The following is a 13,503-nucleotide window of genomic DNA, read 5'->3' as shown; positions in this document are numbered from 1 at the left end:
AACAACGGAGGCGCCATGAGTCCACTGCCACAGGAGAAAATCGGGCAGAACATCCTGCTAAAACTGGCAACCCTGGTGGTGATCCTGGCCGGGCTGAAGCTCTCGGCTGAGATCGTGGTGCCCTTCCTGCTGTCGCTGTTCCTCGCCATTGTGCTGAACCCGCTGGTCACCGCGCTGATGCGCCGGGGGCTGCGACGCAGTATGGCTATCAGCCTGGTGGTGGTGGTGATCCTGCTCTTCATCGCCATGCTGGTGGGCATGATCGCCAGCTCGGCGGATGAGTTCAGCGCGATCTATCCGCAGCTCCAGTCTCAGGCGGAACAGAAGCTGGCGGTAGTGCAGCACGCCGCCGCGCGTTTTCATATCCGGCTTTCCAGCGAATCACTGATGCAGCGGCTCGATCCGGGCGCGATGGTCAACGTGGCAACCAGCATGTTTACGCAAATTTCCGGTGCGATGACTCAGCTGGTGCTGGTGGTCATGACGGTGGTGTTTATGCTGTTTGAGGTCCATCACCTGCCCTACAAGCTGCGTAACGCGCTGGTGAATCCGCAGATCCGCATTGCCGGCCTTCACCGGGCGCTGAAGGGCGTGACGCATTACCTGGCGCTAAAAACGCTGATTGGCCTGATTACCGGTTTCGCCGTCTGGCTGGTGCTGCTGGCGCTGGGGGTGAAGTTTGCCCTGCTGTGGGGGGCGGTGGCGTTCCTGCTTAACTATATTCCCAACATCGGACCGGTGATTGCCGGTATCCCGCCGGTTTTACAGGCGCTACTGCTGAATACGCCGCTGGATGCCGGACTGGTGGCCGCGCTGTTTATCGCCATTCATATGCTGTGCGGCAATATGCTGGAGCCGCGGCTGATGGGGCGGGGTCTGGGGCTGTCGAGCCTGGTGGTCTTTTTATCACTGATTTTCTGGGGCTGGCTGCTCGGGCCGGTGGGTATGCTGCTGTCGGTCCCGCTGACCAGCGTCTGCAAGATTTTAATGGAAACCACACCGGGCGGCAGCAAGCTGGCGATACTGTTGGGTAATGGCCGCCCGGCAAAATAATCAGTCGACAATAAACAGCTGCGCGCCGCTTTCGGTCCAGGAACGGTGCGCTTCCGCCTGATCAGCAACCTGATAGCTCATCCCCGCGCGCAGGGTAAACACCCGGCCATCGTCCAGCTCGGTGTGCAGCTCCCCGGACAGGCACAGCAGAATATGTCCTTTACTGCACCAGTGATCGGCCAGATAGCCCGGGGTGTAGTCCACCCGACGCACCCGCACGTCACCAAACTGCTGCGTGCGCCACGATGCGCTGCCGGTTTCCCCAGGATGCTCCGTTGCCTCAATCGTCGCCCAGTCCGTGATGCCGAAAGGAATATCGCTTAATTTCATTGCCAGACCCCACATGGTTAAACATTGAAATTACCCGTTCTTCTCAGTTATTCACATCAATTTCAGCCGTAAAAATCCGATCGCAGGGGATTTTCAGCGCGAAAGGTCGATTTCAACAATAACCGGCACGTCTGCGATCGCTAAAATGCCCGATAAGAAAACCTGGCATTGACAAGATGTTTAAGGCGAATTTTTCTCCTTAAATCAGTCGCTGCCGCTGCGCACCAACATAAGGTTGCTGCCATAATACTCACTTTCCTTATTCATCTTCGCTGCTGTTGTTGACCGCTGCCCGAATCAACAGGGGAACACTTTGCGCTCTACTGAAAAACCCAGACAGGTTCTTCGCTGGCTGATTGCTGCCGGGCTAATACCGATCCTGCTTTGCCTGATATTCACGCTGCTGGAAGCCGGACAAATGGTGAAAAGGCAGCTGGCGGTGACCAGCTCAATGCTGATGTCTCAGGCGGAGAATATCAGCGACAGAGCGCGGGTGATGACCGCCTCCCTGCAGGAATACAAAAATCATCGCTGTGCGGACATTAAAGATGAGCTGCAGGAGTATGGCTCGATGCATCCCTACTTTCGATCGGTGGGCCTGGTCCGGGAGGGTAACGTTATCTGCTCGTCCACCTTTGGCGCACGCCGGGATTCGATAGAGGACATTATTCGCCGCCCGCTACCGCCCGATCACAAAAACGTGTGGAGCCTTTCCGTCGCCGGTACCAGCGGGGTAAATAATCGCCCTGCGGTGCTGTTCATGCATGAAGACGGCCACGGATTTGCCAGTTACGCGCTGGTAGACGGCCAGTATTTGATTGATTTTATCTGGGCGGCCGGCATGCGGCATGATTACGATATCTCACTAAAATTTGGCGATGGATTTGCCATCTTCAGCGGCGTTCCGGCCACCCGACAGCGTGATACGCGATGGGGAAACTACACGCTCAACACGCATTCCGAACGCTATGCCATTACCCTGAACGTCACCTCATCGCGCAGCGAACTGCTGTACAACTGGCGACAGGTGCTGCTCAGCCTGATGCCGATGGCACTGATCCTGTCCCTGCTGTTCGTTGCGCTGACCAGCAACTGGCTGAAACGCAAAAGCTCGTTTCGTGACGAAATACGCCGCGGCATTGCCCACAACGAATTCTCCGTTCACTATCAGCCGGTCTACAACCTGCAAACCAAAAAATTCAGCGGCGTGGAGGCACTGATGCGCTGGCAGCGTGCGGATGGTCACTGGGTGCGGCCGGATGTGTTTATTTCCGCCGCCGAATCCGAAGGCATGATCGTTCCGCTGACCCGCTACCTGCTGCAGAGGGTGGTTCAGGACAGCGCGCAGTGGCAGCTGGATCCGGGTTTTCATATCAGCGTGAATCTGGCCGCAGAACATCTGCAGCATGATGACTTCTTATCAGATATTCGGGCCTTTGCCGCCGCCATGGCGCATTTAAAACCGACCATCACCCTTGAACTGACCGAGCGCAGCCTGATCGGCGAAGATCGCCTGGTCTCCCAGCGACTGGCCGATCTTCGTCGCGAAGGGATCATTATTGCCATTGATGATTTTGGTACCGGGCACTGCGCGCTGTCCTATCTGCAAACCTTCCCGCTGGATTACCTGAAGATCGATCGCGGCTTTGTGAACACCATTGAATCCATCGACGGTGAAACCCCGGTGCTGGATGCCATTATCGCCCTGGCGGACAAGCTGGCGTTAAAGGTGGTGGCGGAAGGGGTGGAGAACGAAATGCAGCTGCGCTACCTGGAAAACCACGGCGTATCGCTTATCCAGGGTTACTACTTCGCCCGCCCAATGGAGAGCGCGGTGTTGTCCGACTGGCTGGGCCAACGCAACAATCCGCAGCCGGAAGAAATCCCCGCCGGTGAGCCCCCGCGTTTCTGATATTTAGCCGATCGGGTGCCGATACCGGCGCTCGGTCGACCACGATACCCCATAGCGCAGGGCGATCGTCCTGCCTCAATAATTCCTCATATTTTTTACCGAAAAAATGCGACATCGCGCAGAAGATATATACTTAGCGGTGGCGAAGTGCGTGATTGGGCCGTGTGAGTGCGCCATTGAAGCCCGCCGCCGACGCATTTTGCCGCAGGATTTTTCCCTCATTACCGTCCGTCAGTTCGTCAGACCAGCGCCGTAACGTGGGAATTTTGGGACTAAAAACAGAAAATTACAGGGTGCTTTATATGATTTCACGTAGGAAGCGTGTCAAACCAATTGGTTTAAAAGACGTTACTATCATTGATGATAGTCGGTTACGCAAAGCGATTACCGCAGCCTCACTGGGTAACGCCATGGAATGGTTCGACTTCGGCGTTTATGGCTTCGTGGCCTATGCCCTCGGCCAGGTATTCTTCCCCGGTGCCGATCCTGGCGTTCAGATGATCGCCGCGTTAGCCACCTTCTCAGTACCGTTCTTAATCCGCCCGCTTGGCGGCTTGTTCTTTGGTGCACTGGGCGATAAATACGGTCGCCAGAAAATCCTTTCCATCACCATTATCATTATGTCGGTCAGTACCTTCTGTATTGGCCTGATCCCTTCCCATGCCTCCATCGGCATCTGGGCACCGATTCTGCTGCTGCTGTGTAAGATGGCGCAGGGCTTCTCGGTGGGCGGCGAATATACCGGTGCATCGATCTTTGTTGCTGAATACTCCCCGGACCGCAAACGCGGCTTTATGGGCAGCTGGCTGGACTTCGGCTCCATCGCCGGATTCGTGCTGGGTGCGGGCCTGGTGGTACTGATTTCCACCGTGGTCGGTGAGGCGAAATTCCTCGACTGGGGCTGGCGTATCCCGTTCTTCGTCGCGCTGCCGCTGGGCATTATTGGCCTGTATCTGCGTCACGCGCTGGAAGAGACCCCGGCATTCCAGCAGCACGTTGAAAAACTGGAGCAGGGCGACCGCGAAGGCCTGGCCGATGGCCCGAAAATCTCCTTCAAAGAGATTGCCACCAAACACTGGCGCAGCCTGTTGTCCTGCGTCGGGCTGGTGATTGCCACCAACGTGACCTACTACATGCTGCTGACCTACATGCCGAGCTACCTGTCGCATAACCTGCACTACTCGGAAGATCATGGGGTGATGATTATCATCGCCATCATGCTGGGGATGCTGTTTGTGCAGCCGGTGATGGGGCTGATGAGCGATAAGTTTGGCCGCCGTCCGTTTGTGATCCTCGGCAGTATCGCCCTGCTGGTGCTGGCCGTTCCCTGCTTTATGCTGATTAACAGCGGCGTGATGGGCCTGATTTTTGCCGGCCTGCTGCTGCTGGCGGTGATCCTGAACAGCTTCACCGGCGTGATGGCTTCCACCCTGCCAGCCATGTTCCCGACCCATATTCGTTACAGTGCCTTAGCCAGCGCCTTTAACATTTCAGTGCTGGTTGCGGGCCTGACGCCAACGCTCGCCGCCTGGCTGGTTGAGACCACCAGCAATCTGTATATGCCGGCCTACTACCTGATGGTGGTGGCGGTGATTGGTCTGATAACCGGTCTGACGATGAAGGAAACGGCGAATATGCCGCTGCGCGGTGCGACGCCGGCGGCGTCGGATATCACCGAGGCGAAAGAGATCCTGCAGGAGCATCACGACAACATCGAGCAGAAGATCGAAGACATCAACGATCAGATTGCCGAGCTGGAAGCGAAGCGTACCCACTTGATCAATCAGCATCCGCGGATTAACGAGTAATCACTGAGGGCCGGGCATACCCGGCCCCTTTGATCTGTACCGATCACAGTGTGTCAGCATAATGGCGCCAGGCTGTAGTATTCCCAATCCGCTTAGTTTTCCACTATGGCCCACACCGAAATTCATTCTGGTCCTGTAGAGTAAGATAACCTCGCATTTGCCCATTTTCCCCGCAGTCAGTCACTCAGATAAACCTTACGTGCTGCGCAGACACCATTTTGACTCACTAAACGGCTACACTTGCCCTTCGACCGAAAACTGAATCTGAGGTACTAACATGAAAATTAAAAGCTATGCGGCACTGGCAGCAGGACAGGCTCTGGAACTGTACGAGTACGAAGCCGGTGCGCTGGGCGCAGAGGAAGTGGAAGTCGAGGTGGAATACTGCGGCGTCTGCCACTCTGACCTGTCGATGATCGATAACGAGTGGGGTATCTCGCAGTTCCCGACCATCGCCGGGCATGAAGTGATTGGCCGCGTGGCGGCCCTCGGCGAAGCGGCAAAAACCAAAGGCCTGAAGATCGGCCAGCGCGTCGGCATTGGCTGGACGGCCAAAAGCTGCCAGCACTGCGATGCCTGCATTAACGGCGAGCAGGTTAACTGCCAGCAGGGCAGCACGCCAACCATTCTGAATCACGGCGGCTTTGCCGAGAAGCTGCGTGCCGACTGGCAGTGGGTGATCCCGCTGCCGGAGAGCCTGGATGCGGCCAGCGCCGGTCCATTGCTGTGCGGCGGCATCACCGTCTTTAAGCCGCTGCTGATGAGCAATATCACCGCCACCAGCCGGGTCGGGGTGATCGGCATCGGCGGTCTGGGCCATATCGCGATTAAAATTCTGCGCGCGATGGGCGCCGAAGTGGTGGCTTTCAGCTCCACACCGGCCAAGAAGCAGTCGATCCTCGACATGGGCGCGGACGAGGTGGTGAACAGCCGCGATCCTGAAGCGCTGAAGGCGCTGGCCGGTCGTTTCGATCTGATTATCAGCACCGTTGCCGTCGACCTCGACTGGCAGCCCTACTTCAATGCGCTGGCACCGCAGGGCAAGTTCCACACGGTGGGTGCGGTGATGAAGCCGTTCCAGGTCAGCGCGTTCGACCTGATTATGGGCGACAAAGCGATTACCGGTTCCTCTACCGGTTCACCGGGTCAGCTGCGTTCGCTGCTTAAGCTGGCCTCGCGCCGCGATATTGCGCCGAAAGTGGAATTCTTCCCGATGTCGAAAATCAACGACGCGCTGGACCACGTTCGCGCCGGTAAAGCCGATTTCCGCGTGGTGCTGAAAGCCGACTTCTGACCCCGGCGTCAGCGTCGGCCTCCAGGCACGCTGCGGCAGTAAGCCCGTCAGCGTCCCCCCTGTGACAGCCACCTCCCGCAGGTGGCTTTTTTATTTCAGCCCCACGGAAGTCGTTAAGATTTCGTCATTCCGGAACTTACCGAAACTTTAATTGTCATTCGCGCCTGATAATCATTTACAGCCACAACGCTAATACATATAGTTCTCATTCTCTTTTTTAATAAAGAGGAGAACGACGGCGCGGACTGGGCCGTAAATGCGCCTCACCGGTTAATACAGGGACAAATTAACACGCCAGAATGACCTTCCATTTATTGGGATTTAACAGCGCGCGGTGCGGGAAAAGCGTCAATAAATAACTGATAAATGAGGCTCGATTTTGTCTTCTTCGCGTACCCTGCCGCACCACCGTACAGCAGAATCATCTGCACGCTCCCTGTTTAAACCGACCCTGGCCGCCCTGCTGGTGCTCTCCGCACTTCAGCCCGTATTTGCCGCCGAGAGCAGTGAAAACACCCTGACCGTAGAAGCGAAGGCTGACGACGGTGCAGCATCGCCAACCGCTGACACCGACTACAGCGTTCCGGTGACTACCGCCGGGACCAAAATGCCGCTGGCGCTGCGTGACATTCCGCAGTCTGCGACCATCGTCAGCAAGCAGCGTATGCAGGATCAGGCGCTGCAAAGCGTCGGCGACGTGCTGACCAACACCACCGGTATCTCCGCATTTAATATCGACTCCAACCGCTCTTCCTACTGGTCACGCGGTTATCTGATTAATAACTACCTGTTCGACGGTATCCCGACCGTGGTGGATGATATCTGGGACTTCGGCGATAACGCCTCCGATACCGCTATTTACGACCGTATTGAAGTGATTCGCGGTGCCAACAGCCTGAGCACCGGCTCCGGCTACCCGTCGGCTTCCGTTAACATGGTGCGTAAACACGCCGACAGCAAAGAGCTGACCGGCAGCCTGTCTGCGGAAACCGGCAGCTGGGACAAACAGCGCTATGTTGGCGATGTCACCGTGCCGCTGAACGAGTCCGGCACCGTCCGCGGCCGCGCCATCGGCGGCTATCAGGAAAACGACAGCTGGCTGGACCGCTACCACAACCGTAAGCGCTTCCTGAGCACCATCGTGGATGCCGATCTGACCGATTCCACTACCCTTTCCCTCGGCTGGGACTTCCAGCAGACTGAAACCCGCGACCCGAGCTGGGGCGGGCTGCCGACCTGGTACAGCAACGGCGAGCGCACCCATTACGACCGCAGCTTCAACGCCGCCCCGGACTGGTCCTACACCGACAAACAGAGCAACAAAGTCTACGCTAACCTGACGCAGAGGTTCGATAACGGCTGGCAGGCGCAGATTAACGGCAGCCACAGCAAAACCACCTTCGACAGCAAGCTGATGTACCCGTACGGCTACCCGGATCGGCAAACCGGTCAGGGTGCCTACCTCTACAGCGGCTGGAACAAAGGCACGCGTAAAGTTGACTCGGTGGATGTGTATGCCAACGGGCCGTTTGAACTGCTGGGCCGCAGCCACGAACTGATGCTTGGCGGCAGCTACAGTCGCCAGAAGAACTACTTTATGAACACGTACTTTGACGGCATGACCTACAACGGTGACTACAACAGCTGGGACGGCAACACGCCACAGGGTGACTGGAACGACTGGACGGTGGAAGATGACGACACCATTCGCCAGAAATCCGCCTACACCGCCGCACGCTTCTCGCTGGCCGATCCGCTGTCGCTGCTGGTGGGCGCACGCTACACCCAGTGGAGCGCACGCGGCACGTCCGGCGATAAAGACAGCAAAAAAATCGCGCCTTATGCCGGTCTGACTTACGACATTAACGACACCTATTCGGCGTACGCCAGCTACACCACCATCTTCCAGCCGCAAAGCTCGCGCGACGCCAGCGCCAGCTACCTCGACCCGGTAACCGGCAAGAGCTACGAGGCCGGCCTGAAGGGTGACTGGGCGAACAGCCGCCTGACCGCCACCCTGTCCGTATTCCGCACCGAGCAGAATAACCTCGGCGTGAACACCTACGGCTTTATTACCGGCACCACCGAGTACGCCTATCAGGCGGTGGATTCCGTTAGCCGTGGCGTCGAGTTTGAAGTGAACGGCGCGCTGACCGACAACTGGCAGATGACCTTCGGCGCATCGCGCTATATCGCCGAGCAGCGTGACGGCACGGCGGTGAAACCGGAACTGCCGCGCACCACCGCCAAGCTGTTCACCAGCTATCGCCTGCCGATGCTGCAGGACCTGACCGTCGGCGGCGGCGTGAACTGGCAGAACCACACCTGGCAGGATAACGTCGCCGGGCCGCTGGGTTCAACGCAGGTCGAACAGAGCAGCTACACGCTGGTCAATCTGTTCAGCCGCTACCAGGTCACCAAACAGCTCTCCGTGCAGGCCAACATCAATAACCTGTTCGATAAAGAGTACTACGACTACCTGGGCACCTACGCCGTTTACGGTGCGCCGCGCAACTTCTCCGTCTCGGCTAACTACAGCTTCTGATGCGGTAAAACCCTGCCTTTTAATGCCAGTCCGCTTCGGCGGCTGGCATTTGTGAGCACAATAAGCAAAAAAACGATCCGCCTTATCGGTTTCCCGATACACTGCACCATGGACCGGATAAACACTGCTTATTCATGCACTATAACTCACCCGATCACAGCCATCTGAAAGTGCGCTCAACGCGCTTTATCCGCCGCATGTTTGCTATGCGTCAGCTGGGTACATTTCTCTGTTTTAACCCGATTATCTCAGTGCTGCTGGAGCTGCAAAAAGGCAACGCCTTTTACGTCCTGCTGTTTATCAACGCCTTCGTCTGGCCCTGGGTTGCCTGCCGTGTGGCGCTCTCCTCCTCCGACCCCACCGCCAGCGAGCGGCGCAATCTGACCATTGATGCGGCCCTCGGCGGCTTCTGGGTGGCGATGATGGGCATCAGCCCGATGCCGTCGCTGATTATCATCGCGGTGCTGGCCTCGGATCGCTATGCCGTCGGCGGCTGGCTGCAGCTGCAGTCGGCGATGCGGGCGTTTTTACTGATCTTTATCCCGATGTGGATGCTGAACGGCATGCCGTGGCAGACCGGCTTTAGTACCCGCACGGTCTGGTTAACCCTGCCGCTGGCCGCGGGCTACATGTTCGTGCTTAGCGCCGTTTCTTATAAACTCACCCTGACGCTGCGGCGTAAAAATCGCGAACTGGAACGCATCTCGCTGATGGATCCCAGCCTGGGTATCCCGAACCGTCGCCTGTTTGACCGCCGGCTGGAAAGTGAATATTTACGCACCCGGCGCGGTGAATGCCGCGCCTGGCTGCTGCTGCTTGACGTCGATAATTTCAAAACCGTGAATGACACCTTTGGTCATGAGGCGGGTGATTTTCTGCTGGCGGAAATTTCTGCCCTGCTGCGTAACGAGGCGGGTGAGCAGGATATTCCGGCGCGGTTTGGCGGTGATGAGCTGGGGGTGATAGTCCACGATGCGGATGAAGTGGGGATCCTTACCCTCGCCGAAACCCTGCAGCAAAAAATTACCCAGCTGCGGCTACCGGCCTCGGCGGATTTCCACTGCTCTATCAGTATCGGCATTGCCGCCGCCAGCGAGGCGGAAAGCCTGCAGCAGTGGTTAAGCCATGCCGACCTGGCCCTGTACAGCGTGAAGCGCGCGGGCAGAAACGGGGTTCAGCTGTGGCGGCCCGCGCCGGAGAGCACGACGGAATAAAAAAAGATCCGGCCCCCCTTTTCTTTCAAAATACAGCCTCGTTACCTCACCAGGCGCAATGGGGCCAGGATATCAGCGGCCGCGGAGTGGGCCTACCGACCTGAAGCCGACGGTGCCAGCAGGGCAAGGGCGATGAAAGCGTCGATATCTTCCGTCGCCTGCTGGCGCGCACTGGCGGAGGGTTCGACGATCAGCAGGTCGCTGTAACCGTTAATTATCGCCCCGAGCTGGCGGGCAGTGCGCAGCGGATCGGCGCTGCGAAAAACGCCCTCCGCGATGCCGTCAGTAATAATACCGTCCAGCAGCAGCTGCCATTTTTCCACCATCTGCCGCGCCAGCGCCGCCCAAGTTTCGTTATGGATCGCCAGCTGCCACAGCGAACCGTACAGCTGCCAGACCGCATCCTGCACGTCGGGCAGATACGTTCGCATCAGCAGCTGCAGCTGTTCACGCGCAGGGCGGCCGACAATCTTCGCCTTCAGATTATCCAAATCGGCCTGCATAAAGCCGGTCAGCGCCGCCAGGCACAGCGTCTGCCAGTCACGAAAATAGTGATAAATATGGCTGCGGGAGAGGCCAAGATGCTCAGTCAGCTCGCGCGTGGTGACCTTTTCCACGCCTTTCTCAATAAATAACTCAATCGCGCCGTTCAGGATCCTGGCTCGTAGTTCTTCCGCCGTTTCTTTCATCTCTTATTCCGTGTCACATCTGAATTTACTGTCCGGGGCAATGAGCCGGACGCAGCACCCTCCGGAGAACCAGAAAAGTGATCAACAGCAGCACTGCGGCGCTGCTCAGCACGGCGAGGTAGGCGCGGTCGAAGGCGTTCTGAGCCAGACCAATTAACCGTTCGGCACGTTCTGCCCCCATACCGGCGGCAATGCGCAGGGCTTCGTCAATGCTATCATAAGCCGCCTCGCCGTTGACTAATCCATCCGGCAAAGTCAGGCCATAGCTGTAAACGGCGGTCATCATTCCGCCCAGCAGCGTAACGCCCAGCACGCCACCCAGCTCCCAGGACACGTCTTCAATCGCCGCCACCATGCCGGCTTTCTCTTCCGGCGTATTGAGCATGATCGACGTTGAGGCCGCGGTAAACATCGCCCCCAGCCCGCTCCCGGCAGCAAACAGCGCCAGCATCTGCCAGACCAACGCGCTGTTAAACAGCGCCAGCAGGCTGATAATACCCAGCACGCAAACCGTAAAACTATACAGAATCACCGTTCGTTCACCGTAGCGGGGCAGCAGCACGCCCGCCAGCGGAGACGCCAGCACCGATGCCACCGGCAGCGGCAGCAGCATCAGCGCGGACATCAGCGGCGACAGGCCCAGTACCAACTGCAGGCGCTGGGTCAGCACCAGCTCAACGCCGGTCAGCGCAATCCCGGAAACGATGGCGATGACCACCCCGCCGGAAAAACCGCCGTTGCGGAACAGTGTGAAATCAATCATCGGCTGCGCAGCGCGCTGCTGACGACGCACAAACAGCGTCAGAAACAGCGCGCCGACGGCGGCAGACGCCACGGCGGGGAGCAGTGACGCGTTGATATTGCTCAGCTCTTTGAGCGCAAAGACCACACCGACCAGCCCCAGCATAATCTGCAGGGAACCCACCAGATCGAAAGGACGCTGGCGGTTACCGCCGCAGTGCGGGATCAGCCAGCAGGCGAAAGGCAGTACCACCGCCACTACCGGCACGTTGATCAAAAATACCGACCCCCACCAGAAGTACTCCAGCAGCAGCCCGCCCAGCACCGGGCCAAGCGCCGCCGCGCCGGATGCCACCGCCGCCCAGATGCCAATGGCCAGCGCCCGTTCGCGTTCATCAATAAAGACCTGGCGCACAATCGCCAGCGTGGCGGGCATCATCATCGCCGCGCCCACGGCCAGAAACACGCGGGAAGCGATCAGCAGCCCGGCGGTAGGTGAAAACGCCGCGCACCAGGAGGCAAGCGCAAACAGCGGCAGCCCGGTGATAAACAGCCGCTTATGGCCCAGACGATCGCTGAGCATGCCCGCGCCCGGCAGCAGCCCGGCCACCACCAGCGGATAGGCGTTGATAATCCACAATTTTTCCGCAGCTGAGCCGTCCAGATCCTGCATGATGCGCGGCAGCGCCGTATACAGCACCGTCATATCAATCACGATTAAAAACAGCGTGCTGGTGACAATCGCCAGCACCAGCCAGCGGTTATTAGGGTACATCGGAAAAACCTCTCTGACCGATGATGGCCATCGCCCAATCATCGGATTTGCTATTTTTGAGCGGTTGCTCAAGATCGGGAAAATACTTGAGCACCTGCTCAAAAGCAAGTGAAGTTTTTACGGCAGCGGCAGTCAGACCGGATTGAGAATCGCCGTCACCTGGTCAGGAGTCAGCGAGATACCGAAGAAGTCGTGATAAAAACTCACCACTTCTTTATTCATATCAATATCGCTAAAGCGCGCAGGATAGAGCGTTTTCGCCAGCCACAGCACCTGCAGCGCGGCTTCGCTGGTTTCCCGGCACCACCAGAACATCCCCTGCGGGTTGGTATACACCCGATGCTGCTGCACCGCCGCCACGCCCTGCCAGGCCGGGGAGTGCAGAATCTCTTCCGCATCGCGGTGGTTCATCGCCACAATCACCTGCGGATTCGCGGCCACCACCTGCTCCAGCGACACTTCGCCGTTGCTGTTTTTCCGCTGCCCGAACCACGGTTCGGCGACGTTGCGCGCCCCGGCCAGATCCATCCAGTCCTGGTTCAGCGAAGGTCGACCGCTGCTGGTCAGCGGGCTGCCCATGCTGTGATACAGCGAGACGCGTTCGCTCTGCGGTAACCCCTTCAGGCGTTCGTGAATCAGCGCCACGTTACGGTCGAAATACCGCTGGTAGCGCGCATCCACCGCCACCGCGTCCGGCCCCAGCGCCTGCGCGGTACGGGTAACGCGTTCGCGCAGGGCGGCCATTGAGTTCGCCTTCAGCATCAGCGTGTGAATGCCCGCCGCCGTCAGCGCTTCCGGCTGCGCCAGCCGCATGCTTTCAGGCACGATCAGCAGCTGGGCATTGAGCGCAATCACCTGTTCGGCGCTGATTTCGTGGCCGTTGCTGGCGCTAATCACCGGCACCTTTGCCAGCCCCGGATAGCTTTGCAGCAGCAGCGGGATACGCTTCGCGACCACCGACGTGCCCACCAGGTTCTGGCTGTAGCCGAGCATGGCAATCGTCGCCGTCTGCGCGGGCCAGGGCGTTGCCACACGAATATCGGTGTGGCCCGCCGGTTCCGCCGCGGCCACGGCGGCAGGCAGCAGCATGATGGCCAGCAGCCTGAGCGCCCGCCGTTGAAGTAATGAAATCATCGTTATCT

General features: G+C 58.4%; 10 protein-coding genes. 6 read left to right on the top strand and 4 right to left on the bottom strand.

Annotation, left to right across the window (positions count from 1 at the left end; genetic code table 11):
- Positions 1–15 precede the first annotated feature (15 nt).
- Positions 16–1,053, top strand: a complete 1,038-nt coding sequence (locus tag PGH32_RS20605; protein ID WP_314425059.1) for an AI-2E family transporter — start codon at positions 16–18, stop codon at positions 1,051–1,053.
- Here the strand turns inward: PGH32_RS20605 and PGH32_RS20600 are convergent, their stop codons facing one another.
- On the bottom strand, positions 1,054–1,383 hold the full coding sequence (locus PGH32_RS20600) for a DHCW motif cupin fold protein (RefSeq protein ID WP_337894977.1): 330 nt from the start codon (positions 1,381–1,383) through the stop codon (positions 1,054–1,056).
- A gap of 313 nt (positions 1,384–1,696) precedes the next feature.
- Here PGH32_RS20600 and PGH32_RS20595 point away from each other — a divergent pair, with 313 nt between their 5' ends.
- From PGH32_RS20595 to PGH32_RS20575, 5 genes are all read left to right on the top strand, one after another.
- A complete protein-coding gene (locus PGH32_RS20595; RefSeq protein WP_314425055.1) occupies positions 1,697–3,295 on the top strand; it encodes an EAL domain-containing protein in 1,599 nt (532 codons plus the stop codon).
- A gap of 305 nt (positions 3,296–3,600) precedes the next feature.
- Positions 3,601–5,103, top strand: a complete 1,503-nt coding sequence (gene proP / locus PGH32_RS20590; protein WP_314425321.1) for a glycine betaine/L-proline transporter ProP — start codon at positions 3,601–3,603, stop codon at positions 5,101–5,103.
- Positions 5,104–5,380: 277 nt separating this feature from the next.
- Positions 5,381–6,397: an NADPH-dependent aldehyde reductase Ahr gene (ahr, locus tag PGH32_RS20585; protein WP_314425053.1), complete on the top strand. Its 1,017-nt coding sequence runs from the start codon at positions 5,381–5,383 to the stop codon at positions 6,395–6,397.
- A gap of 379 nt (positions 6,398–6,776) precedes the next feature.
- Positions 6,777–8,942, top strand: coding sequence for a ferric-rhodotorulic acid/ferric-coprogen receptor FhuE (fhuE, locus tag PGH32_RS20580; protein WP_314425051.1), 2,166 nt, complete (start codon positions 6,777–6,779; stop codon positions 8,940–8,942).
- 134 nt (positions 8,943–9,076) lie between these two features.
- A complete protein-coding gene (locus tag PGH32_RS20575; RefSeq protein ID WP_314425049.1) occupies positions 9,077–10,156 on the top strand; it encodes a sensor domain-containing diguanylate cyclase in 1,080 nt (359 codons plus the stop codon).
- A 92-nt stretch (positions 10,157–10,248) separates the two neighbouring features.
- Here PGH32_RS20575 and PGH32_RS20570 read toward each other — a convergent pair whose 3' ends face one another.
- From PGH32_RS20570 to PGH32_RS20560, 3 genes are all read right to left on the bottom strand, one after another.
- Positions 10,249–10,845: a TetR/AcrR family transcriptional regulator gene (locus PGH32_RS20570; RefSeq protein WP_337894976.1), complete on the bottom strand. Its 597-nt coding sequence runs from the start codon at positions 10,843–10,845 to the stop codon at positions 10,249–10,251.
- A gap of 25 nt (positions 10,846–10,870) precedes the next feature.
- Positions 10,871–12,361 carry an MFS transporter gene (locus PGH32_RS20565; RefSeq protein WP_337894975.1) on the bottom strand — a complete coding sequence of 497 codons (1,491 nt, stop codon included), beginning with the start codon at positions 12,359–12,361 and terminating at the stop codon, positions 10,871–10,873.
- A gap of 132 nt (positions 12,362–12,493) precedes the next feature.
- Positions 12,494–13,495 (bottom strand): ABC transporter substrate-binding protein, encoded by a 1,002-nt coding sequence (locus PGH32_RS20560; protein ID WP_314425043.1) that lies wholly within the window; start codon positions 13,493–13,495, stop codon positions 12,494–12,496.
- Between the last annotated feature and the right edge of the window lie 8 nt (positions 13,496–13,503).

This window comes from Erwinia sp. SLM-02, from assembly GCF_037450285.1.
Classification (GTDB): Bacteria; Pseudomonadota; Gammaproteobacteria; order Enterobacterales; family Enterobacteriaceae; genus Erwinia.
The sequence above is the reverse complement of the archived record's forward strand: the minus strand, read 5'-3'. Positions and strand labels throughout refer to the sequence as shown.

Bases quoted from the DNA above. Each gene is read 5' to 3' on its own strand.
- PGH32_RS20605 (WP_314425059.1), top strand. From the start codon at position 16: ATGAGTCCACTGCCACAGGAGAAAATCGGGCAGAACATCCTGCTAAAA.
- PGH32_RS20600 (WP_337894977.1), bottom strand. From the start codon at position 1,383: ATGAAATTAAGCGATATTCCTTTCGGCATCACGGACTGGGCGACGATT.
- ahr (WP_314425053.1), top strand. From the start codon at position 5,381: ATGAAAATTAAAAGCTATGCGGCACTGGCAGCAGGACAGGCTCTGGAA.
- PGH32_RS20575 (WP_314425049.1), top strand. From the start codon at position 9,077: ATGCACTATAACTCACCCGATCACAGCCATCTGAAAGTGCGCTCAACG.
- PGH32_RS20570 (WP_337894976.1), bottom strand. From the start codon at position 10,845: ATGAAAGAAACGGCGGAAGAACTACGAGCCAGGATCCTGAACGGCGCG.
- PGH32_RS20565 (WP_337894975.1), bottom strand. From the start codon at position 12,361: ATGTACCCTAATAACCGCTGGCTGGTGCTGGCGATTGTCACCAGCACG.
- PGH32_RS20560 (WP_314425043.1), bottom strand. From the start codon at position 13,495: ATGATTTCATTACTTCAACGGCGGGCGCTCAGGCTGCTGGCCATCATG.